This window comes from Staphylococcus sp. HMSC62A08 (assembly GCF_001839105.1).
Classification (GTDB): Bacteria; Bacillota; Bacilli; order Staphylococcales; family Staphylococcaceae; genus Staphylococcus; species Staphylococcus caprae.
Genome location: NZ_KV840039.1, coordinates 557,041 through 579,987, shown reverse-complemented (window position 1 = coordinate 579,987; position 22,947 = coordinate 557,041). Strand labels below are relative to the sequence as shown.

At 31.5% G+C, this 22,947-nt stretch carries 20 protein-coding genes and 2 pseudogenes; 17 read left to right on the top strand and 5 right to left on the bottom strand.

Annotation, left to right across the window (positions count from 1 at the left end):
• The first annotated feature begins 190 nt into the window (after positions 1-190).
• Genes opp3b through HMPREF3264_RS08645 form a run of 5 tightly spaced genes read left to right on the top strand, consistent with a single transcriptional unit; the run spans position 191 to position 5,834 of the window.
• Positions 191-1,114 (top strand): oligopeptide ABC transporter permease, encoded by a 924-nt coding sequence (gene opp3b, locus HMPREF3264_RS08665; RefSeq protein ID WP_141756872.1) that lies wholly within the window; start codon positions 191-193, stop codon positions 1,112-1,114.
• Entirely contained in the window at positions 1,115-2,137 is a 1,023-nt protein-coding gene (gene opp3C / locus HMPREF3264_RS08660) for an oligopeptide ABC transporter permease (RefSeq protein WP_070873009.1), read from the top strand. It abuts the gene before it with no gap.
• Positions 2,138-2,150: 13 nt separating this feature from the next.
• Complete coding sequence (locus tag HMPREF3264_RS08655; protein WP_070873007.1) at positions 2,151-3,233, top strand: ABC transporter ATP-binding protein; 1,083 nt, start codon at positions 2,151-2,153, stop codon at positions 3,231-3,233.
• Positions 3,223-4,161, top strand: a complete 939-nt coding sequence (locus HMPREF3264_RS08650; protein WP_070832027.1) for an ABC transporter ATP-binding protein — start codon at positions 3,223-3,225, stop codon at positions 4,159-4,161. Before HMPREF3264_RS08655 ends, HMPREF3264_RS08650 begins: the two co-directional genes overlap by 11 nt.
• Positions 4,162-4,208: 47 nt before the next feature.
• A complete protein-coding gene (locus tag HMPREF3264_RS08645; RefSeq protein ID WP_256323985.1) occupies positions 4,209-5,834 on the top strand; it encodes a peptide ABC transporter substrate-binding protein in 1,626 nt (541 codons plus the stop codon).
• Positions 5,835-5,898: 64 nt separating this feature from the next.
• Here HMPREF3264_RS08645 and trpS read toward each other — a convergent pair whose 3' ends face one another.
• Positions 5,899-6,888 carry a tryptophan--tRNA ligase gene (trpS, locus tag HMPREF3264_RS08640; protein ID WP_070832021.1) on the bottom strand — a complete coding sequence of 330 codons (990 nt, stop codon included), beginning with the start codon at positions 6,886-6,888 and terminating at the stop codon, positions 5,899-5,901.
• 291 nt (positions 6,889-7,179) lie between these two features.
• On the opposite strand from trpS, the gene spxA reads away from it, so the two are divergent.
• From spxA to pepF, 4 genes are all read left to right on the top strand, one after another.
• Positions 7,180-7,575 carry a transcriptional regulator SpxA gene (gene spxA / locus HMPREF3264_RS08635; protein ID WP_001829294.1) on the top strand — a complete coding sequence of 132 codons (396 nt, stop codon included), beginning with the start codon at positions 7,180-7,182 and terminating at the stop codon, positions 7,573-7,575.
• Positions 7,576-7,828: 253 nt separating this feature from the next.
• A complete protein-coding gene (gene mecA, locus HMPREF3264_RS08630) occupies positions 7,829-8,551 on the top strand; it encodes an adaptor protein MecA (RefSeq protein ID WP_070873005.1) in 723 nt (240 codons plus the stop codon).
• A 96-nt stretch (positions 8,552-8,647) separates the two neighbouring features.
• Entirely contained in the window at positions 8,648-9,631 is a 984-nt protein-coding gene (locus tag HMPREF3264_RS08625; RefSeq protein ID WP_070873002.1) for a competence protein CoiA, read from the top strand.
• A gap of 50 nt (positions 9,632-9,681) precedes the next feature.
• A complete protein-coding gene (gene pepF, locus HMPREF3264_RS08620; RefSeq protein WP_070873000.1) occupies positions 9,682-11,490 on the top strand; it encodes an oligoendopeptidase F in 1,809 nt (602 codons plus the stop codon).
• 339 nt (positions 11,491-11,829) lie between these two features.
• Here pepF and yjbH read toward each other — a convergent pair.
• From yjbH to HMPREF3264_RS08605, 3 genes and pseudogenes are all read right to left on the bottom strand, one after another.
• Positions 11,830-12,627: pseudogene (gene yjbH, locus HMPREF3264_RS08615) on the bottom strand (protease adaptor protein YjbH).
• 16 nt (positions 12,628-12,643) lie between these two features.
• Positions 12,644-13,015 carry a truncated hemoglobin YjbI gene (locus HMPREF3264_RS08610; RefSeq protein WP_070872998.1) on the bottom strand — a complete coding sequence of 124 codons (372 nt, stop codon included), beginning with the start codon at positions 13,013-13,015 and terminating at the stop codon, positions 12,644-12,646.
• A 90-nt stretch (positions 13,016-13,105) separates the two neighbouring features.
• Complete coding sequence (locus HMPREF3264_RS08605) at positions 13,106-13,687, bottom strand: CYTH domain-containing protein (protein ID WP_070872995.1); 582 nt, start codon at positions 13,685-13,687, stop codon at positions 13,106-13,108.
• Positions 13,688-13,967: 280 nt separating this feature from the next.
• On the opposite strand from HMPREF3264_RS08605, the gene HMPREF3264_RS08600 reads away from it, so the two are divergent.
• The 7 genes from HMPREF3264_RS08600 to fabI all read left to right on the top strand — a co-directional run bounded on the left by HMPREF3264_RS08600 (position 13,968) and on the right by fabI (position 20,889).
• Positions 13,968-14,315, top strand: a complete 348-nt coding sequence (locus tag HMPREF3264_RS08600; protein ID WP_070872993.1) for a UPF0738 family protein — start codon at positions 13,968-13,970, stop codon at positions 14,313-14,315.
• 16 nt (positions 14,316-14,331) lie between these two features.
• Positions 14,332-14,967, top strand: coding sequence for a GTP diphosphokinase (locus HMPREF3264_RS08595; protein ID WP_002441856.1), 636 nt, complete (start codon positions 14,332-14,334; stop codon positions 14,965-14,967).
• A gap of 13 nt (positions 14,968-14,980) precedes the next feature.
• Complete coding sequence (locus HMPREF3264_RS08590) at positions 14,981-15,790, top strand: NAD kinase (protein ID WP_070832000.1); 810 nt, start codon at positions 14,981-14,983, stop codon at positions 15,788-15,790.
• Positions 15,787-16,641 (top strand): RluA family pseudouridine synthase, encoded by an 855-nt coding sequence (locus HMPREF3264_RS08585; protein ID WP_070872991.1) that lies wholly within the window; start codon positions 15,787-15,789, stop codon positions 16,639-16,641. Before HMPREF3264_RS08590 ends, HMPREF3264_RS08585 begins: the two co-directional genes overlap by 4 nt.
• Before the next feature lie 25 nt (positions 16,642-16,666).
• Positions 16,667-18,052, top strand: a complete 1,386-nt coding sequence (mgtE, locus tag HMPREF3264_RS08580) for a magnesium transporter (RefSeq protein WP_002441862.1) — start codon at positions 16,667-16,669, stop codon at positions 18,050-18,052.
• A gap of 8 nt (positions 18,053-18,060) precedes the next feature.
• Positions 18,061-19,905 carry a monovalent cation:proton antiporter family protein gene (locus HMPREF3264_RS08575; RefSeq protein ID WP_070872989.1) on the top strand — a complete coding sequence of 615 codons (1,845 nt, stop codon included), beginning with the start codon at positions 18,061-18,063 and terminating at the stop codon, positions 19,903-19,905.
• 213 nt (positions 19,906-20,118) lie between these two features.
• Positions 20,119-20,889 (top strand): enoyl-ACP reductase FabI, encoded by a 771-nt coding sequence (gene fabI, locus HMPREF3264_RS08570; protein WP_002441867.1) that lies wholly within the window; start codon positions 20,119-20,121, stop codon positions 20,887-20,889.
• A 125-nt stretch (positions 20,890-21,014) separates the two neighbouring features.
• Here the strand turns inward: fabI and cozEa are convergent, their stop codons facing one another.
• Positions 21,015-22,100, bottom strand: a complete 1,086-nt coding sequence (cozEa, locus tag HMPREF3264_RS08565; RefSeq protein ID WP_044466316.1) for a lipoteichoic acid biosynthesis protein CozEa — start codon at positions 22,098-22,100, stop codon at positions 21,015-21,017.
• A gap of 275 nt (positions 22,101-22,375) precedes the next feature.
• Between cozEa and HMPREF3264_RS08560 the strand changes: the two are divergent.
• Positions 22,376-22,947 (top strand): annotated as a pseudogene (locus HMPREF3264_RS08560) (alpha/beta hydrolase-fold protein); the annotation flags it as partial.

Sequence of the window (22,947 nt, the reverse complement as noted above, 5' to 3'; positions counted from 1 at the left end):
AATAATCTAAAGTAGAAGCGGTACTGGATAGTTGAATCCAGTGCCGCTTTTGTGGTTTATAGAGCTGACCTAAGTTTTGTTAAAAATACATAAGATTTTCAAATATTAAAATATATATCAAAAACATATTGCGCATAACATATGTTGCTATTTATAATATACATAATATTCTGAAAAAGGAGTGATAATATTGAAATCATATTTTTTAAAACGCTTGGGATATATGTTTGTTTCTTTATTCATAATTATCAGCATAACTTTTTTCTTAATGAAATTGATGCCTGGTTCACCTTTCAATGATGCAAAATTATCTCCTGAACAAAAGCAAATATTATCGGAAAAATATGGATTAAACGACCCTGTCGGTGTTCAATATCTAAACTATTTAAAAAATGTTATAAGTGGAGACTTTGGGAATTCTTTTCAATATCACAATCAGCCAGTTTGGGATTTAATAAGCCCTAGGTTAATTCCATCATTAGAAATGGGATTGATTGCAGTAATGATTGGTATTGTACTAGGTTTATTTCTTGGAGTAATAGCAGCAGTAAAACAAAATACATGGATAGATTATATGGCGACTACTGTTTCAGTAATAGCTGTCTCAGTTCCATCATTTGTTTTAGCAGTACTTTTGCAAAACGTTTTTTCAGTTCAATTAAGATGGTTTCCAGTTGCTGGGTGGGAAGGACTACCTACAATAGTTTTACCATCTTTGTCTCTATCAGCTATCGTTATGGCTACTGTTTCAAGGTATATCAGATCTGAAATGATTGAAATACTTAATTCTGATTATATTCTTTTAGCTTACGCTAAAGGAGTGCCACAATATAAAATTATATTTGTACATGCTTTGAGAAATGCGTTAATACCGGTTATTACTGTCATAGTTCCTATGACTGCCAGCATAATGACTGGAACATTAACAATTGAAAATATTTTTGGTGTACCAGGATTAGGCGACCAATTTGTAAGATCTATAGCTACAAATGATTTCTCTTTAATTATGGCAATTACTATATTATTTAGTTCATTCTTCATAGTATCTATATTTGTAGTTGATATTTTATACGGAATAATTGATCCAAGGATTAGAGTTAAAGGAGGTAAATAGATGAGTAACAGTAATTTAATAAATGAATTTAGTGATAAAGATTTTACCTTCAAAGATAAAAAAACAGTAGAAGATAATATAATAACTAGAAAATCTAAAAATTTTTGGCAAGATGCTTGGACACAAATGAAAAGAAATAAACTAGCTATAGTAGGATTAGTAGGACTTATAATAATTATTATTTTAGCTTTGATAGGTCCTTCAATAAGTAAGTATGATTATGCAGATCAAAATATTCAATATAGAAATCTTCCAGCTAAGATGCCGGTTTTAGATAAAGTTAAATTTCTTCCATTCGATGGTGTTGATTTTAATGGGGACAATACATATAAAAAAGAAAATGTTAATAAAAATTTTTGGTTCGGTACTGATCAATTAGGAAGAGATTCATGGGCTCGCACTTGGAAAGGTACTCAAGTATCTTTATTTATTGGTATAGTAGCAGCAATTTTAGATATATGTGTTGGTGTTATGTATGGTGCTATATCAGGTTATTTTGGTGGCAAGATAGATGTAGTTATGCAAAGAATCATTGAGATTTTAGCTTCGATCCCTACTTTGATAATAGTGATATTGTTTGTATTAATATTTGAACCTTCTATTTGGACTATTATTTTAGCAATGACCGTTACTGGTTGGTTAGGTATGAGTAGGGTAGTTCGTGGAGAATTTATAAAGTTAAGAAATCAAGAGTACGTATTAGCATCAAAAACATTGGGTGCTTCAAATTTAAGGATTATTTTTAAACATATATTACCGAATACTCTTGGAGCAATAATAGTTACCTCTATGTTTACCATTCCAAATGCAATATTTTTTGAAGCTTTTTTGAGTTTTATTGGAATAGGTGTGCCAGCACCCAAAACTTCCCTTGGTTCATTAGTGAATGATGGTAGAGCAATGTTACTAATTCACCCACATGAACTATTTATACCTGCAACAATACTGAGTTTATTAATTTTATTCTTTTATTTATTTAGTGATGGATTGCGTGATGCATTTGATCCAAAAATGCGTAAGTAGGAGGTATGAGTTGATGGTTAACAAAATACTAGATATTAAAAATTTACAAGTCTCTTTTTTTATTGACGATGGAGAAATACAAGCAGTTAGAAATGTAGATTTTCATGTTTTAGAGGGAGAAACCTTGGCCATTGTAGGAGAGTCAGGTTCTGGAAAGTCAGTAGTTACTAAGGCAATTACAAAATTATTTGATACTAATATAGGGAAAATAAAAAATGGAGAAATTTTATTTTTAGGAGATAATTTAGCTGTTAAAAATAATAAGGAATTGAGTAAAATACGAGGGAAAGAAATCTCAATGATTTTTCAAGATCCTATGACTTCACTTAATCCTACTATGAAAATAGGAAAACAAATAATGGAGCCTCTAATATACCATAAAAACCTAAATAAAAATGAGGCGAAGAATAGGGCAATGGAGTTATTAGATTTAGTAGGAATAGATAAAAGCGAAGAAAAATTTAATTCATATCCACATCAATTTTCTGGTGGTCAACGACAAAGAATTGTTATCGCTATTGCTTTAGCATGTGAACCAAAATTATTGATTGCTGACGAACCAACTACAGCCCTTGATGTTACTACTCAAATTCAGATTCTAGATTTGATGAAGGAAATACAAAAGAAAGTTAATACGTCTATTATATTTATAACGCATGATTTAGGTGTTGTAGCAAACATAGCAGATAGAGTAGCTGTAATGTATGCAGGTGAAATTATAGAAACTGGCAGTGTTGAGGAAATATTTTATGATTCAAGACACCCATATACTTGGGGATTATTGTCATCAATGCCGGATTTAGATACAAAAGATAATGAAACTTTAATTTCTATAGCTGGCACACCTCCTGATTTACTTAATCCTCCTAAAGGAGACGCTTTTTCAAGACGTAGTGATTATGCTTTGGAGATAGATTTTAAAAAGGAACCGCCTTTATATGCTATATCTCCAACACATATTGTTAAATCTTGGTTGTTAGATGAAAGAGTATCTGTGGTAGACCCTCCTAATATTGTTAAAAATAAAAGAAGAAAGATGCCACTAAATTATAAAATGCCACTGTTATTAAGTGAGGTGTCAGCTAGTGGAGAGTAAAAATAGAGTTCTTTGTGAAGTTAAAAATATAAGTAAAACTTATAATTTAAAAAGAATTAATGAAAAGAAAGCTTTAAATAATGTATCATTTAAAATCCTTAAAGGAGAAACATTTGGAATAGTAGGGGAATCAGGATGCGGGAAATCTACATTAGGAAAAATCATAATAAATCTAATCAATAATGATAAAGGTGAAATCATATTTGATAATCAAGAAATACATAATTTAAAAAGAAAAAAAGATATTTTGAAATTAAATAAACGTATTCAAATGATATTTCAAGATCCTTATGCTTCACTTAATCCAAGGATGAAAATTATGGATATAGTGGCTGAGGGCATAGATATTCACAAATTAGCTAAAAATAAAAGTGAAAGAGAACAAAAAGTATATGAATTATTGGCTAAAGTAGGATTAAATAAAGAGCATGCTAATAGATATCCGCACGAATTTTCAGGGGGTCAGAGACAAAGGATAGGCATTGCTAGAGCTTTAGCGGTTGAACCAGAATTTATAATTGCTGATGAACCCATATCTGCATTAGATGTTTCTATCCAAGCACAAATAATAAATTTACTTTTACATTTACAAGAACAAGAAGGTTTAACGATTTTATTTATCGCACATGATTTATCTATGGTTAAGTATATCTCCGATAGGGTTGCAGTAATGCATAAAGGTGAAATTGTTGAAATTGGTTCTTGTGAGGAAATATTCATGAATCCATTGCACGAGTATACTAAATCATTATTTAATTCAATACCTAAATTAGATCCTAATTATGAAAAAACACGTATCAATAAAACTTATAAAGATATTAATCAGGATATTGATAGATCTTTATATGAGATAAACTCGCAGCATTTCGTACTTACTACTGAAAAGCGAGCAAAAGAAATAAAGGCATCTAAGTTAAAAGTGAAGTAGATTAGGAGAGGCTGATAGAAGTGAGTAAATATTTTAGAACAACGATTATGTTAATTATATCAATTTTGATTTTAAGTTCATGTTCTCAAAATAAGGGTATGTATTCTGATGAAGGACAAGTCTTTAGAAAAGTTATACCACAAGATATGACAACTCTTGATACAGCAATGATTACGGATATGGTATCTAATGATATTGCAGAGCAAACCTTTGAAGGGTTGTTCTCATTAGATAAAAATGATAAAGCTACTTTAGCACTTGCAAAAAACATGCCTAAAAAATCAAAAGATGGTAAGACATTAACCTTTGATTTAAAAGAAGATGCTAAATGGAGCAATGGCGATGAGGTAACCGCAAATGATTTTGTTTATGCTTGGAGAAAAGTTGTCAATCCTAAAACAGGTTCCGAGTATGCATATATTATGACGGATATTAAAAATGCTGACGAAATCAATGCAGGTAAAAAGCCGGTTGATTCTTTAGGAATAAAAGCTATTAATAAACATAAATTAGAAATACAATTAAATCGACCTATTCCTTACATAAATGAACTTCTGACTTTAAGTACCTTTTATCCACAAAATGAAAAAGTTTCAAAAAGATATGGAGAAAAATATGGAACTAAGGTGGAAAATACAGTTTTCAATGGTCCATTTAAAGTAGATAAATGGAAACATGAAGATAAAATTTTACTATCAAAAAACAATGAATATTGGGATAAGAAAAATGTTAAGTTGGAAAAAGTTAACTATAAAGTACTTAAAGACAAGCAAGTTGGGGCTTCTTTGTATGAAACTGGTTCTGTAGATGACACTTTGATAACTGCTGATCAAGTCAGTAAATATAAAGATTCAAAAGCTTTAAAAAAGAGGATAACTTCTGGAAACTTCTATATCAAATTTAATCAAAAAAAGGTTAAGGAATTTAATAATAAGAATTTACGTTTAGCTATTGCACAATCTATAAATAAACAAGGTTATGTTGATGCGGTTAAAAATGACGGTTCTTTACCTTCGAATACATTAACTGCAAAAGGAGTGGCTAAAGTTGAAGGAGATAAAGATTATGCTTCAACTATTAATTCTCCTCTAGAATATAATCCTAAACTAGCTAAAGAAAACTGGGAAAAAGCAAAAAGAGAATTGAAATTAAAAACATTTACTTTTACGATGAATACTGAAGATACTCCTGATGCAAAGATATCTGCAGAGTATATAAAATCTCAAGTAGAAAAAAATCTTCCTGGCATCACATTAAAAATAAAGCAATTACCTTTTAAACAAAGAATAGCGTTAGAAACAAAGATGAATTATGAAGCATCATTAAGTGGTTGGGGAGCAGATTATTCAGATCCAACTTCATATTTAGGAACAATGACTAAAGATAATCCTCAAAATAACACTGGGTGGAATGATTCCTCTTATGATACTTCATTTAATGATGTGAATGATAAATTACTAAAAAATATAAAGAAAAGAAACGCGTCTATGAAAGGTATGGAGGAATTATTACTTCATGATGCACCAATTGCCCCAATTTATCAAAAGGGCGAGGCGCATCTAACTAACCCTCAAGTAAAAGGTTTAATTTATCATGTAGTTGGTCCTGACACTACACTTAAAAATGTCTATATTGATAAATCTATTGATAGAGATACAGGCAAGAAAAAGTAAGATGATTTAAAATAATAGCGGTCCTGGATAATTAGTCCAGAACCGCTATTATTTTACTTTTATATTATCTTTTACGTCCTAATCCCATTGCTTTTTCCATTTTTTTCAATGTTTTAAATGAAGCTTTATGCGCTTTGTCTCTACCTTTATCTAAGATGTCGTCTAATTCATCTGAATTATAAAAGCTTTCATATTTTTCTTGGAAATTAATAAGGAATTCTTTAACGATTTCAGCTAAGTCGCCTTTAAACTTACCATAGCCTTCGCCTTCGTATCTTGCTTCAATATCTTTAATAGGTTCATCAGTTAAACCAGAATAAATTGATAATAAATTAGAAACGCCAGGTTTATTATCTCGGTCGAATTTAATAACCCCGTCAGAGTCTGTTACAGCACTTTTGATTTTTTTAGCAGCCACATTTGGCTCATCTAAAAGTGAAATAAAGTTTTTCTGATTATCATCACTTTTACTCATTTTTTTAGTAGGGTCTTGTAAACTCATTACGCGCCCGCCAACCTTAGGCATACGGATTTCTGGTTTTACTAAAACATCATTATAACGACTGTTAAAACGATCTACTAAGTTACGTGTAAGTTCCATATGTTGTTTTTGGTCGTCTCCTACTGGAACGATATTTGTATTATAAATAACGATATCGGCTGCCATTAAAGGAGGATAAGTTAATAAACCTGCTGGTACGCCATCGACACGTTTTTGAGCTTTATCTTTAAACTGTGTCATACGTTCAAGTTCACCTATTGAAGCAATTGTTGTAAGCATCCAACCAGCTTGCACGTGCGCAGGAACTTCAGATTGAATAAAGAGTGTTGATTTATCTGAATCAATTCCTGTTGCTAAATAAATTGCTGCTAATTGTCGAATTTGTTTACGTAATTTCAAACGATCTTGTGGTACTGTAATGGCGTGTTGATCAACGATACAGAAAAAACAATCATAGTCATCTTGTACATCTACGAATTGTTTTAGTGCACCTATATAATTGCCAATAGTAGGAATACCACTCGGTTGAATTCCTGAAAATAAAGTTTCCATATTAGATGCCTACTTTCTAATTAATATTGTTTAGATAACATTATAACAGTATTTCGTTAAATTGTAAGTTGTGTTAGAATATTAGTATATTTGGGTATACACAAAATACAAATTAATTATTTGATGAATTTCAAGATTTCTCAGAAAAATTAGGATTTTCTCATTTAATTTTAATCTTAGGTGGTTATACTATTAAGTGTAAGATTAAGAAAGCTTAAAAATTCAATTTCTTAAATCGATAATTATATTAAAAATAATGAATTTAATTCATTCAATAGGAGAGTGAGATGTATGGTAACATTATTTACTTCACCAAGTTGCACATCTTGCCGTAAAGCGAAAGCATGGTTACAAGAACATGACATTCCATATACGGAGCGTAACATTTTTTCTGAACATTTAACAATTGATGAAATTAAACAAATTTTAAAAATGACTGAAGACGGAACTGATGAAATTATTTCAACTCGTTCTAAAACATATCAAAAATTGAATGTAGACATTGATTCTTTACCTTTACAAGATTTATATTCTATCATTCAAGATAACCCAGGTTTATTACGTCGTCCTATTATTTTAGATGACAAACGTTTACAAGTTGGATACAACGAGGATGAAATTAGACGTTTCTTACCAAGAAAAGTTCGTACGTTCCAATTACAAGAAGCTCAACGTTTGGTTGACTAATAACCAATATAACTATGTGATTTAATCACTTTACTAAAAGATTCAAAACAACACTATTCATTGTTGATAGTGTTGTTTTTTGCATGTTGTAACTTATTATTGACGGTTGGTTTTTTGGCGTCAAAATAGGGAATATGTTAATATGAATATCCAAATGAAAATAGTTAAATTTAATCAAACAAATAGATTGTAATTTACGTTCCGTTCTAATACAATATGATTACTATTCATCGACTGTAAGGAGTGAGATGATATGAGAATAGAACGCGTTGATGATACAACAGTTAAATTGTTTATAACATACAGCGACATTGAAGCACGTGGTTTTAACCGTGAAGATTTATGGACTAACCGTAAACGTGGCGAAGAATTCTTCTGGTCAATGATGGACGAAATTAATGAAGAAGAAGATTTTGTGGTAGAAGGTCCTTTATGGATTCAAGTACATGCTTTTGAAAAAGGTGTGGAAGTTACCATCTCTAAATCTAAAAATGAAGATGCAATGAACATGTCTGATGAAGATACAAATGAACAGTTTGATGATCAAGTTAATGAATTACTAGCTCAAACCTTAGACGGTGAAGATAATTTAGAAGAGTTATTTGAGCAACGCAGTCAACAGAAGAAAGCAGAACAAAAAGCTAATCATGAACGTACTCAAAAACGTTCAAATGTTAGAACAGTAATTGTTAAATTTGACGATTTAGAACATGTCATTAATTATGCATATCACAATAACCAAAATACGAGTGAATACGAAGATTTATTATATATGATTAATAATCAGTATTATTATTCAATCCATTTTGATGACTCTGTTTCTCAAGAAGCCATTAATGATAGCTATAGTCAATTATTAGAATTTGCTTATCCAACTGATAAGACAGAAGTTTATTTAAATGACTACGCTAAAATCATCATGAGTCATAATGTTACTTCTCAAGTTCGTAGATATTTTACTGACGCAGAAGAATAATTTGATTTCTTTTACAAGGTGCCTGATAAAGGCGCCTTTTTTAATTTTTAAAAGTAAAAATACCTACAACCTCGTTGTAATATATGAGGTGAAGAGATGTTAGTAGCAATTGGTGAAAATAATCAAAGAATTTTAGCTAAAAATGCATCAAAAAAACAAATGTATGTGTGTCCACATTGTCAATCCGAAGTCGTGTTTCGACGTGGAGAGAAAGTCATTCCCCATTTTGCACATAAAGTAAAAGGTTCTAGACCGTGCTATAAAAACGAAACGTATGAACATTATCAAACGAAAATATTATTAGCTCAGAAATTTGAGAAATTAAATCATCATGTACAAATTGAGCCTTATTATGGTGGGGTATATCAATATCCTGATTTAGTTATTGATAATAAATATGCTATAGAAGTCCAATTTTCTAGAATAAGTGTAAATGAAATTATGAAAAGAACTAGAGGATTAGAAAGCATTGGATTAAGCGTTTATTGGTTGATTAGTGATATGGTAATCAAAAAGAACATCATGAAACTTAATCAATTTCAAGCTACATTTATTAACCCTATGAGTCGGACACTTTTCACATGGAGTATCGACAAAGCAGAATTGGTAATCTATAGACATCTTCAAAATATTGGTGGGAAAAAATTTGTAGCTAAAAGTTATACATCAAATTTAACAACGCTTTTTAATAAAAGTAATCATAGACATTATAAAGTCTACCAATTAACCAGAGCCAAAATTTTAAACTACATTAAGCAATGTAGATGGAAAAATTCAGTATTAGAGCCAACTTTAAGTGCAATGTATCAATTACGAATGAATGATGAAAAGGTTTGCGATAGATTAGGATTTATTTTTGAAAATCAAATATACATCGAAACACATCCTATTGAATGGCAGCTTCAATATTTATTACTGAGACGAGATTTTAAGAGTTATGAAGCGTGTCAATTATTGATGCGTAAAGTTAAATTCAGGCGTTTTGCATGTTATAGGTACAACAAATTCACAGTATTGAAGAATCTAGTAAACGAATTTGAGAAAATGTATTTTATTAAATGCTTAAACGTGCAAAAGTAGTGCTAAAATGAGAAAATTAAGCTATTGATATAATCAAGGAGGTTTACTTTATGAGTCAACAATTAACAAGAGAAGAACAGGAACGTAAATATCCTGAATATACATGGGATTTAACTACAATTTTCAAAGATGATAATTCTTTCGAAGAAGCCTTTAAAGAAGTTGAAAATGAAATAGGTAAAGAAGAGCAGTTTAAAGGTCACTTAGGGGATAGTCCTGAAACGCTATACAACGCATTAGCGTTTGAAGATGAATTAGGAACTAAACTGGAAAAAGTTTATGTCTATGCACACCTTAAACAAGACCAAGATACTGCTAATGATAAATATACTGGATTAGAAGCACGTGCACATCAATTGGTAATTAAATATAGTTCTGCGTGGAGCTTTTTAGTGCCTGAAATACTTCAAATTGATGAATCTACAATTGAATCTTTTGTTTCATCTTACGATAAATTAAAACGTTACGAGTTTGATTTGAAACTCATCAATGAAAAGCGTCCACATATTTTAGATGCGAATACAGAAAAATTATTAACAGAAGCACAAGATGCTTTATCAACGCCTTCAAATGTTTATGGCATGTTTAGTAATGCAGATTTAGAATTTGAAGACGCAATTGATAAAGATGGGAATGCACATTCACTCACTCAAGGTACATTTATCAAATATCTTGAGTCAGACGATCGTCATTTAAGAGAATCAGCTTTTAGAAATGTATACAAAGCTTACGGCTCACATAATAATACATTAGGTGCAACATTAGCAGGTGAGGTTAAGAAAAATGTGTTTAATGCTAGAACACATAACTATAACTCTGCTCGTGAACGCGCATTAAGTAATAATCATATACCAGAAGAAGTATACGATAACTTAGTTAAAACAGTGCACAAATATCTTCCGTTGTTACACAGATATACAAAATTAAGAAAAGAGTTATTAGGTATTGAAGACTTAAAAATGTATGACTTATATACGCCTCTAGTTAAGGATGTAAAATTTGAAATGCCTTATGAAGAAGCTAAATCATGGATGCTAAAAGCTTTAGAACCAATGGGTGAAGAATATTTAAATGTAGTTAAAGAAGGTTTAGAGAATCGATGGGTCGATGTATATGAAAACAAAGGTAAACGTTCTGGGGGTTACTCATCTGGTGCGCATTTAACAAATCCTTTTATTTTATTAAATTGGTCTAATACTGTTTCTGATTTATACACATTAGTACATGAGTTTGGTCATTCAGCACATAGTTATTTTAGTCGTCAAAATCAACCATCAAATTTAAGCGATTATACAATTTTCGTTGCTGAAGTAGCATCTACATGTAATGAAGCATTACTAAGCGATTATATGGATAAGCATTTAGACGATGAGCGTCGTTTACTTTTATTAAATCAAGAATTAGAACGTTTCAGAGCAACGTTGTTCCGCCAAACTATGTTTGCTGAATTTGAACATAAAATTCACCAAATTGAAGAAGCTGGGGAACCACTTACACCGACTCGTATGAATGAAGAATACGCGAAGCTTAATAAGCAATATTTCGGTGATGCTGTTGAAACGGATGAAGATATTAGTAAAGAATGGTCACGTATTCCACACTTTTATATGAATTATTATGTATATCAATACGCTACTGGTTATAGTGCAGCACAAAGTTTAAGTCATCAAATTTTAACAGAAGGTAAGCCGGCAGTTGAAAGATATATTAATGAATTCTTGAAAAAAGGTAGTTCAAATTATCCTATTGATATCTTGAAAAATGCGGGTGTAGATATGACTACTCCTAAACCAATTGAAGAAGCATGTGAGGTATTTGAACAAAAATTAGACGCTTTTGAAAAACTTATGAAAGCTTAACATGATTGAATTCGCTTACAATTTGAACAGATTGTGACAATTTAAATTTATAATTAATCAAAGGTTGAAAAGGGGTATGTACCGTGTTATATTATGAACATGAAATTAATCACATAACAAACATACCCCTTTGTTTGAAGTGAAAAATTTCTCCCATCCCCTTTGTTTAGCGTCGTGTAATCAGACACGGCGTTTTTTTATGTTTAAATTTAAATTGCTAACTTTTGCATGTGTAAAATATACATTTTATATGCATAAAAGAGTATAAGAATACTCATATATAGATATGAAAAAGGACGACTAATTTTCTAGTCGTCCTTTTTTATATCTATGATTCGATTAACACTGAGGCATTTTGGATTTCCAAAAATCGCCTTCAGGATACTGTAATTTCTCAACCTTTTGTTTCTTTTATAGTTTTTTTTATTCTTTATTTAATAATTTTTCTGGCCATTCGTATATGGTTAATAATTCTTCCATTGTAACTAATTGTTTCTTTTGAATATATTGTTCTAATTTAGGCGGAAGATTCTTTTCGATAGGTTTGCCCATTAACTCATTAATGATATAAGTATAAATATGGTATGGATATAAGCCTTCGACTTTTAAACCTTCTTCGTGCACATCTTCACTGAAGAAAACGAGAGAAGGCGCTTGTTCGATATCCATTTCGCGAGCAATATGAAGATCAACTTTTAAACTGTCTGTGAGTTTACTTTTTTGTAAATCTTCCTTGAAAACTTCATAATCTATGCCTGCATTTTTTATGCAATCACAAATCATGTCTTCTGTAATAATATCACGCTTAGGTATTATTTCATTCTGCATTAAATGAATAAATCTCTCAGCTCTTATACGACCTTGTAGTTCTGCAGCTTTATATGCAAGAGCGATATTATCGAAATCCGAAGTACTTTGAGCTTGACACTTTGTTAAAACCTTTAGAGATGGATTTAAGATATGTCTTACTCGGATATATTGATTATATTCAATTCTTAATTTAGATAAGATAGCTGATAATTTAAAACACTCTTTACTAAAAGGATCAAAAAATGAATAGATTTCTATTTTACTTACAGGTGACAGATTTGTCTCTTCACGACTCTTATTATCCATTATTCTTAATTCTTCAGCCATGTATATTCACCTACAATTATTTTTCGGAATTTACCATGTGATTAGCAGTTAAACGTAGTCTTTCGAATAAATAATCACCGACACCTGCAGGGAAGTTTGCATGTTGAATCGCTGTATACATGTTTTCTAACCATGCATCACGTTCGTATTCAGTAATTGTAAATTCCATATGTCTTCTTTTTAACATGGGATGACCATGTTCTTGAGTATATAAGTCTGGTCCACCAAGAAACTGAGTTAAAAACTGCTTTTGTTTTCGACTTGTTTCCCTAAAATCCCCTGGAAATAGATAATTAATTCGTTCGTCTCTTTCGACTAGATAATAAAAGTGGTCAATCATTTGATACAATGCTTCTGGACCTACTATCTCATATGGTGTTTTAGACATAATATCACCGTGTTCCATTAATATATATCTAATATAACATGAATTTTTACATTTGAAAGTAATTTGCCCTTATGGGAAATCTCGTTATTCTTAGCTTGAATTTTGCTTTTCTTCAAAAAATCGTTGAACTTTATTTAACGGTTTCTCATGACTTAAATTAAACTCTTGAAGTAAATGATTAAACTTTTCATAACCTTCATCGTATGAATGAACTTCAAATTCAAGTTCATAATCGGTTTTACCTAGATATTCACTTTGGTCTAAAACTAAAAGTTCATTTTGAAATTGCGTTTCTAATCTATGAGTGGTAAGCGCTCCTAAAATGATAAGTTCTTTATCGGAAACGCCAAATTGATTTTCAATAATATCCCTGATGTCTTCAGGTAGTTGAGACAATGAGATTGTTGTATCTATTTTAGGAGAAATATTAATCTCGTGGTTATACTCGGTTAAACCAACTTTTGCAGGTACCTTTAAGGTCATTTCATATTGATTGTCTTTAACTCTTATACGCAATGCTGATTGATGTTTCTTCAATTTGAAATCATTCGTATCAATATAATAGTTCGTTTGAGTAAAGGGTTTATCATTTTCAAAATAAGTGTTACGAATTTGATGATATACGTTTTCATTTAAAATTTGCTTGAACTCAATTTCATTATTTGTTGCCATAATTAACACCTCGTTTAAACGCTTCTGAGTATTTCTCATTATGAAGAAAGTTCTTGTTAAATTAAAGTAATTTAATCATTGTAAGTAGCAATCTGAAATTTTTTTCTGAGATCTTTTTTACCTGAAAATGAATTTAATATTTGCTAAGATTTCTAAAGTTGAAAATAAGTTGTGAAAATATGAATTTTAGTGAGTTGTACTATGATTTCTATGTAAGTTGTGGCGTGTTTTGTAAGTATATATTATGTTAAACTAGTATGGAATAAGGAGGAAGACAGGCATGCGTATTTATATAAATGAGATTAGAGTAGAAGAAGATGGCATTTATTGCTTCTCTGAGGATCCTACAGACGGATTAGAAGAAGTTGGACAAATGCTTGTTGATAGTGATAATTATGGTTTCGCATACATACTTGATGACGGCGAATCGTATTCTTATTTAATTTTTGTACAAGAGACATGGTCGATGTTACATGAAAATAGAGATAAGAAGGTTATCATCAATAATCATTTAGAATTAGAGCACTTCCAAGAAGAATTAGATTATATATTAGATAATATTGAAGGAAATAATAACTATGGTAAGGAGTTTGTTTCAGCTGTTGAAAAAACTTTCGAACTAGAGTGAAGCGGAGTGAAACAAAATGAACCAATGGGATCAATTTTTAACACCTTATAAACAAGCGGTAGATGAGCTAAAAGTAAAACTCAAAGGTTTACGTAAACAATATGAAGTGGGTGAAAACACGTCACCTATCGAGTTTGTCACAGGAAGAGTAAAACCAATATCAAGCATCATTGATAAAGCTAATAAAAGAGGTATTCCGTTTGACCGCTTACATGAAGAAATGTATGACATTGCTGGGTTGAGAATGATGTGTCAATTCGTAGATGATATTGATGTGGTAGTGGACATACTAAGACAGCGAAGAGACTTTAAGGTTATTGAAGAACGAGATTATATTCGTAATACAAAAGAGAGTGGTTATCGTTCTTATCATGTCATCATTGAGTATCCAATTGAAACGCTTAATGGACAAAAACATATCTTAGCAGAGATTCAAATTAGAACTTTAGCAATGAACTTTTGGGCAACAATAGAACATACGCTTCGTTACAAATATGATGGCGATTATCCTGATGAAATTCAACATCGTCTTGAAAGAGCTGCTGAAGCTGCATATTTACTTGATGAGGAAATGTCTGAGATTAAGGATGAAATTCAAGAGGCACAAAAATATTATACTCAGAAACGTGCCAAGAAACATGAAAATGACTAATGAGGTGTAAATGATGCGTTATACAATCCTAACTAAAGGTGATTCAAAATCGAATGCATTAAAACATAAAATGATTAATCATATGAAGGATTTTCAAATGGTAGAGGATAGTGAAAATCCAGAAATCGTCATATCTGTTGGTGGGGACGGCACGTTACTTCAAGCATTCCATCAATATAGTCATATGCTTTCAAAAGTTGCGTTTGTAGGTATACACACCGGTCATTTAGGTTTCTACGCAGACTGGTTACCTCATGAAGTCGAAAAGTTAATTATTGAAATCAATAATTCTGAATTCCAAGTTATTGAATATCCTTTATTAGAGCTAATCGTAAGATATAACGATAACGGTTATGAAACGCGATATCTTGCTTTAAATGAAGCCACCATGAAAACTGAAAATGGTTCAACTTTAGTTGTGGACGTTAATATTCGTGGCAAACATTTTGAACGATTTAGAGGAGATGGGCTTTGTATTTCAACACCTTCTGGTTCAACAGCTTACAATAAAGCTTTAGGAGGTGCCCTCATTCATCCATCATTAGAAGCGATGCAAATAGCTGAAATAGCTTCAATTAATAATCGTGTGTTTAGAACTGTGGGATCGCCTTTGGTATTACCAAAGCATCATACTTGTCTAATTATGCCTGTCAATCATGACACAATTAGAACAACAATTGACCACGTAAGTATTAAACATAAAAATGTAAATGCCATTCAATTTAGAGTAGCAAATGAAAAAGTAAGGTTTGCGAGATTTCGACCATTTCCTTTTTGGAAAAGAGTGCACGATTCATTTATCTCAAGTGATGATGAAAGATGATTTTCACTTATGTAATAAAGGGATTTGAAACAGTTAAATCTTTCTTGCAGAGACATGATTACTCTAAAAAGACTATTAGCGCCATTAAACGTAATGGCGCTTTAATTGTAAATAAGCAACCTGTAACCGTCAGGAAAGAAATGTCTTTTGGTGATCATTTAGAAGTCCATATGCCAATAGAGCGACCTAGTTCAAATTTAATCCCTTATCAAAAAGCATTGGAAATTATTTTCGAGGACGATTTTCTAGTTATAGTTAACAAACCTCAATATCAAAACTGTGCGCCTTCTAGAGAACATCCTCATGAGAGTTTAGTAGAACAGGTGTTAGCATATCTAATCAATAAAGGCGAACAGTCAAACCCGCACATAGTTACTAGGTTAGATCGTAATACGATGGGAATAGTTGTATTTGCTAAGTATGGACATGTCCATCATTTATTTTCAAAAGTTAAGTTTGAAAAGGAATATGTCTGTCTTGCATATGGTCGGACAAAATCAAAAGGTGTCATTGAAGCACCTATAGCAAGGGATAATAAGAGTATTATTACTCGTAAAATTTCAAAAGATGGTAAATATGCTAAAACAAGTTACTACACACCAGCTCAAAAAGACAATGCGAGTTTGTGTAAAGTCAAATTACATACCGGACGTACGCATCAAATCCGTGTGCACTTTCAGCATATAGAGCACCCGATAGTTGGCGATGACTTATATGGAGGACACCATAGACAGATAAAAGGACAAAGTTTACAATGTTGTGCAGTTAAATTTCTTCATCCAATTTACAAAAATGAAATATCAATAAATATTGATTACAAACAATTAATTAATTTATTTAACATGCTATAATAAATATGCTTTGGAGGTGTAATGAATGTCTAACGACGCAGAGACAAAAGAGAATGTGCGTGAAGACGTATATAATGAAGAATTATTAGATAAATTATTAGATGAAAATGATATAGATCAGTTTAGAGATGAATTTTTATCTATGCACAATTACGAACAAAGTGAGTACTTTGAGGACACAGACGATAATAAAAGACAAAAAATATTTGAGTTTTTATCCCCGAAAGAAGTAGCAAATTTCTTCGATCAATTAGATATTGACGATGAAGATTACGAAGACCTTTTTGATAAGATTAATGCTACGTATGCAAGTCATGTTTTAGAAGAAATGTCTTATGATAACTCAGTAGATATTTTAAATGAGTTATCTAAGTCTAAAGTCGCTAGCTTACTTACACTAATGGACAAAGATGAAGCAAATGAGATAAAAGCTTTATTACATTATGAAGAAGATACCGCTGGCGGTATCATGACTACAGAGTATATTTCTCTTAAAACTACGACACCTGTTAAAGAAGCACTGATGCATGTTAAAGAACAAGCTCCAGATGCTGAAACAATTTACGTTATCTTCGCTGTGAATGAAGCAGGCCAACTTGTGGGCGTACTTTCTTTAAGAGACTTAATTGTTGCGGAGAATGATTCATATATAGAAGATGTTATGAGTGAACGTGTCATTAGTGTAAATGTCGCTGATGACCAAGAAAACGTTGCACAAGTTATGAGAGATTATGACTTTATCGCAGTACCAGTTGTAGATTACCAAAATCATTTATTAGGTATCATTACTATAGACGATATCTTAGATGTCATGGATGAAGAGGCTAGTGAAGACTACTCACGTTTAGCCGGTGTCTCTGATATAGACTCTACAAGTGATTCTGTTGTGAAAACTGCGACTAAACGTCTTCCGTGGCTTATCGTCTTAACGTTCTTAGGGATGATAACGGCAACAATTCTAGGTAGTTTCGAAGATACTTTATCGAAGGTTGCTTTATTAGCTGCGTTTATACCTATTATTAGTGGGATGTCTGGAAATTCAGGTACACAATCGTTAGCCGTTTCAGTACGTAATATTTCAACTGGAGAAATAAATGAACAAAGTAAATTTAGAATTGCATTAAGAGAGGCCGGTAGTGGATTTTTATCTGGACTCATTTGTGCTATTGTACTTTTCTTAATTATTGTAGTTATATACAGACAACCGTTATTAGCACTTATTGTAGGTGGAAGTCTAACTTGTGCTATGACAGTGGGTACATTAGTAGGTTCAATGATTCCGCTTCTTATGAATAAATTTAAAATTGACCCAGCAGTTGCAAGTGGTCCATTTATTACAACAATTAATGATATTGTCAGTATGTTAATTTATTTCGGTTTAGCAACTTCATTTATGTCATATTTAACTTAGGAGGTCTCATGGAGTTTTTATCATTAGTTATTGTAGTTGTTGCTGCATTTTTAACTCCAATTATCGTTAACCGACTTAATATTAATTTCTTGCCTGTCGTTGTGGCAGAGATTTTGATGGGAATTATTATTGGCCATTCTCTTCTCAACATAGTAGAGAGAGATTCGGTACTTAATATTTTATCTACATTAGGTTTTATATTTTTAATGTTTTTAAGCGGTTTAGAAATTGATTTCAAGGCTTTTAAAAAGGATTCCCGTTCAAGACAAGGTGAAAATAAACAAGAAACAAATATACCGAGTCATTTAAACCTAGCATTAACTGTATTTGGTTTTATCATGCTTATTTCAATTATTTTAGCCTACATATTCAAGTGGTTAGGTTTAGTAGATGACGTACTATTAATGGTAATCATAATATCTACCATATCTTTAGGCGTTGTGGTTCCGACACTTAAAGAAATGAATATTATGCGTACAACGATAGGTCAATTCATACTATTAGTCGCAGTTTTGGCTGACTTAGTTACAATGATTTTATTAACGATCTATGGTGCTATCAACGGTCATGGTGGTAGTACGATTTGGTTAACTGGTATATTAATTGTTTTCACTGTCATTTTCTACATACTAGGCGGACTATTCAAAAGAATGTCGTTTTTACAAAAGTTAATGGATGGGACGACACAAATAGGGATTCGTGCAGTTTTTGCATTGATTATCTTACTAGTAGCCCTTGCTGAAGGCGTAGGCGCTGAATATATACTAGGTGCATTCTTAGCAGGTGTAGTCGTGTCTTTACTTAATCCAGATGAAGAAATGGTGGAAAAATTAGATTCTTTCGGTTACGGATTCTTTATACCGATATTCTTTATTATGGTAGGTGTGGACTTAAATATTCCGTCCTTAATTAAAGAACCATCGATACTTTTAATTATTCCTGTACTTATTTTAGCTTTTATCGTTTCAAAACTTATACCAGTATTCTTTATCAAGCGTTGGTTTGATACAAAAACGACGATTGCTTCGGCATTTTTATTAACTTCTACACTTTCATTAGTTATTGCAGCAGCAAAAATTGCAGAGCAACTCAAAACAATTTCAGCGGAAACGTCAGGCATTTTAATTTTAAGTGCTGTCATTACATGCGTTTTTGTACCGATTATTTTCAAAAAAATGTTTCCAATTCCGAATGAAGTTAATCGTCGCATAGAAGTGAGTTTAATTGGTAAGAACCAGTTAACAATTCCAATTGCACAGAATTTGACCTCTCAATTGTATGATATATCACTTTATTATCGAAAGGATTTAAGTGACAGTAGAAAATTATCAGATGAAATTACAATGGTAGAGATTTCTGATTATGAAGAAGACTTATTAGAACGTTTAGGACTTTTTGAACGAGATATTGTGGTATGTGCCACGAATGATGATGAAATTAATAGAAAAGTTGCTTTAATGGCTAAGAGGCATGAAGTGAATCGTGTGATTTGTAGATTAGAAAATTCAAACGAAGATGCTGAAATTAAAGCACAAGGTATTGAAGTATTCAGTAACTACCTTAGTAATAAAATATTATTAAAAGGTTTAATTGAAACACCGAATATGTTAAATCTTTTAAGTAATGTGGAAACATCTCTATATGAAATTCAAATGTTAAATCATCAATATGAAAATATTCAATTACGTAATTTCCCATTCGGAGGAGACATTATATTTGTTCGAATTTTACGTAATAACGAATCCATAGTGCCTCATGGTGATACACAATTGCGTTATAAAGACCGTTTAATTGTTACAGGATCAAAAGAATATGTTGATGAACTTAAACAAGAATTAGAATTTTATTATTAAATTAGAATAACCCATAGTTAATGAACTGGTGCATGATAAAATGCGCCAGTTCTTTTAAGTAGGGTTGAGTATAAGTCTTTCGTGGCATGCTAAATCACTTTATTATCAGGTACTAAAAGTGTTAAACTGTATATGGTAAATAGGTTATAAATGAAGTTGGTTTTTAACCATAAATAAACATTAATTATTTTATTATTAAGGAGTTATACTGCAATGTTAAATTTGGAGAATAAAACATATGTCATTATGGGTATTGCGAATAAACGTAGTATCGGTTTTGGCGTTGCTAAAGTATTAGACAAATTAGGTGCGAAATTAGTATTTACATATCGTAAAGATCGTAGTCGCAAAGAATTAGAAAAGTTATTAGAACAATTAAATCAATCTGAACATCATTTATATCAAATTGATGTGCAAAGTGATGAAGACGTTATCAATGGTTTTGCTAAAATTGGTGAAGAAGTAGGTAACATTGATGGTGTATATCATTCAATTGCTTTCGCTAATATGGAAGATTTAAGAGGTCGTTTCTCTGAAACATCTCGTGACGGTTTCTTACTTGCACAAGACATTAGTTCTTACTCATTAACAATTGTTGCACATGAAGCTAAGAAATTGATGCCTGAAGGCGGTAGCATTGTCGCAACAACTTATCTTGGTGGAGAATTTGCGGTTCAAAACTATAATGTGATGGGTGTTGCTAAAGCAAGCTTAGAAGCTAATGTGAAATATTTAGCTTTAGATTTAGGAGAAGATAATATCCGTGTGAATGCTATTTCAGCTGGTCCTATTCGTACTTTAAGTGCAAAAGGTGTAGGCGGATTTAATACAATTCTTAAAGAAATTGAAGAACGTGCACCATTAAAACGTAATGTGGATCAAGAAGAGGTTGGTAAAACTGCAGCTTACTTATTAAGTGATTTATCAAGCGGTGTAACTGGTGAAAACATCCACGTTGATAGTGGTTTCCACGCAATTAAATAATAAATAACTTCATTTAAAATATTGAAGTGTATGAAGCGGTTGAGTTGCAAGCTCAACCGTTTTTTCTGTATTCAAAAAAACACCACTTACGAAGAGGTAAGTGATGTTTATATAACAAGTTATTGTTAATCTTTAACATTGCTATTCGCTTTATCAATGATACGTTGGCGATATTTAAATATATTGCTAACTAATGTCTTAAGTACTGCATATAATGGTACCGCGATAAGAATTAAAGTAAAGCCACCTAAATCTCCTGCTGCCAAAATTACAACAATGATTGTTAGAGGGTGGATACTTAAAGATTTACCCATAACATTAGGCGTAATTACATTACCTTCAAGTTGTTGAGCAACTAAAGTTACAATACATACCCAAATGAATGTTGTTGGTCCATCGATAATACCTAGAATAGCGGCAGGCGCAAATGATAGCCATGGTCCTAGGAAAGGAATTAAGTTAGCTACACCGGCGAATAATACTAGTAACGGCGTATAAGGCAATCCAATAATAGTATAACCAATATATAAAATGATACCTAGTATGACACTAACCGTTACTTGACCTTGGATATAAGATTTTAAAGTGAAGTTTAAGTCTTTTAATAAATCTACTACGAATACTTTACGTTCACCTTTGAAAAATTTACCAATAGCAGGAATGAATTTTTCATGATCTTTTAACATATAGATTAAGAAGAAAGGCACCATAATTAATAAGAAAACTGTTGAAATAAATGATGTAATATATGTGACTGAATTAGATAGGATTGACGTTACGCCATCACCCATAGATCTAACAGCTTTATTAATACGGTGTGTCACGTCATCAGGTAGTTTATCCATTTGTTTTAAAGAGAAGTTGATGAGATGTTCAGCCTCTTTTTGCAACGCTGGTGTTTGTTTGATTAAGTTATTTATATTGGAAATAATAATCGGTGCGATAAATGAAACTACAATAGCAATGATTGCTATTAAACCGATAAATATTGTTAGAATACTTGCCCATCGTGGAAATCCCCACTTTTCAAGCAAATTTTGGAATGGTAAACATATGTAAAATAGGAAACCACTAATTAAGAATGGAAGGAATACAGAGCCGATAATTGTAGCAATTGGTGTAAATACATTGTGTACTTCCATAAATAGTTTGATGAGTATGAACAGCATGATGAAAAATATGCCAGTTCTGAACCAAACTTTATTGAACATAAACCTCTTTCCTCCTATTACGTTTCATTTATTTATTCCTAATAAGTATATCTTAAAAACCTATCTTTAAAAAGAGAAAAATGCTTTCCTAGTCATCGTTAAGAATGATGAGAATCAGAAAATATGATTTGAACAATGAACATGATTTAGTGAACAACTTTGATTTTTAAGAATGTGAATTAAACATGATATTCAATCGTTAAATTGATTTTCAAGAATTTAAAAGTAGTTTAAGTATTGGTACAATAATATTACTACGACGAGGGGGCTCATATATGACAGAATTTAATGCTGGAAAGATAAATAAAAAGGTAATACATAGTGATATTTTAGATAGAGATGTAACGCTCTCCATTTATTTGCCAGAGGAGTATACAGAACTATTTAAGTATCAAGTTATTTTATGTTTTGATGGATTAGATTTCTTAAGATTTGGTAGAATACAACGCGCTTATGAACAATTGAGAAAGGATAATAACATACAAAGAGCAATAATTGTAGGATTTCATTATGAAGATGTTGATAAACGTAGAGAAGAATTCCATCCTTCTGGAAGCCGTTCTCATCTAACAGTACAAGCTGTAGGTAAAGAAATTCTGCCGTATATTGACTCTACTTTTCCAACTTATAAAGTAGGTAACGCTAGATTACTTATCGGGGACAGTTTGGCTGGTAGTATTGCTTTGATGACAGCTTTAACGTATCCGACGATTTTCAGTCAGGTTGCAATGTTAAGCCCGATGTATAACCAAAATATTAAACAGAAATTAGAAAGTTGTGATGATAGAAAGCAACTTACTTTATGGCATGCAATTGGTTTAGAGGAAGAAGATTTTACTTTACCTAC

What these genes read in the sequence shown, in the direction of transcription:
- opp3C (WP_070873009.1), top strand. Translation starts at nt 1,115, where the DNA reads ATGAGTAACAGTAATTTAATAAATGAATTTAGTGATAAAGATTTTACC.
- HMPREF3264_RS08655 (WP_070873007.1), top strand. Translation starts at nt 2,151, where the DNA reads ATGGTTAACAAAATACTAGATATTAAAAATTTACAAGTCTCTTTTTTT.
- HMPREF3264_RS08645 (WP_256323985.1), top strand. Translation starts at nt 4,209, where the DNA reads ATGTTAATTATATCAATTTTGATTTTAAGTTCATGTTCTCAAAATAAG.
- trpS (WP_070832021.1), bottom strand. Translation starts at nt 6,888, where the DNA reads ATGGAAACTTTATTTTCAGGAATTCAACCGAGTGGTATTCCTACTATT.
- spxA (WP_001829294.1), top strand. Translation starts at nt 7,180, where the DNA reads ATGGTAACATTATTTACTTCACCAAGTTGCACATCTTGCCGTAAAGCG.
- mecA (WP_070873005.1), top strand. Translation starts at nt 7,829, where the DNA reads ATGAGAATAGAACGCGTTGATGATACAACAGTTAAATTGTTTATAACA.
- HMPREF3264_RS08625 (WP_070873002.1), top strand. Translation starts at nt 8,648, where the DNA reads ATGTTAGTAGCAATTGGTGAAAATAATCAAAGAATTTTAGCTAAAAAT.
- pepF (WP_070873000.1), top strand. Translation starts at nt 9,682, where the DNA reads ATGAGTCAACAATTAACAAGAGAAGAACAGGAACGTAAATATCCTGAA.
- HMPREF3264_RS08610 (WP_070872998.1), bottom strand. Translation starts at nt 13,015, where the DNA reads ATGTCTAAAACACCATATGAGATAGTAGGTCCAGAAGCATTGTATCAA.
- HMPREF3264_RS08605 (WP_070872995.1), bottom strand. Translation starts at nt 13,687, where the DNA reads ATGGCAACAAATAATGAAATTGAGTTCAAGCAAATTTTAAATGAAAAC.
- HMPREF3264_RS08600 (WP_070872993.1), top strand. Translation starts at nt 13,968, where the DNA reads ATGCGTATTTATATAAATGAGATTAGAGTAGAAGAAGATGGCATTTAT.
- HMPREF3264_RS08595 (WP_002441856.1), top strand. Translation starts at nt 14,332, where the DNA reads ATGAACCAATGGGATCAATTTTTAACACCTTATAAACAAGCGGTAGAT.
- HMPREF3264_RS08590 (WP_070832000.1), top strand. Translation starts at nt 14,981, where the DNA reads ATGCGTTATACAATCCTAACTAAAGGTGATTCAAAATCGAATGCATTA.
- HMPREF3264_RS08585 (WP_070872991.1), top strand. Translation starts at nt 15,787, where the DNA reads ATGATTTTCACTTATGTAATAAAGGGATTTGAAACAGTTAAATCTTTC.
- mgtE (WP_002441862.1), top strand. Translation starts at nt 16,667, where the DNA reads ATGTCTAACGACGCAGAGACAAAAGAGAATGTGCGTGAAGACGTATAT.
- HMPREF3264_RS08575 (WP_070872989.1), top strand. Translation starts at nt 18,061, where the DNA reads ATGGAGTTTTTATCATTAGTTATTGTAGTTGTTGCTGCATTTTTAACT.
- fabI (WP_002441867.1), top strand. Translation starts at nt 20,119, where the DNA reads ATGTTAAATTTGGAGAATAAAACATATGTCATTATGGGTATTGCGAAT.
- cozEa (WP_044466316.1), bottom strand. Translation starts at nt 22,100, where the DNA reads ATGTTCAATAAAGTTTGGTTCAGAACTGGCATATTTTTCATCATGCTG.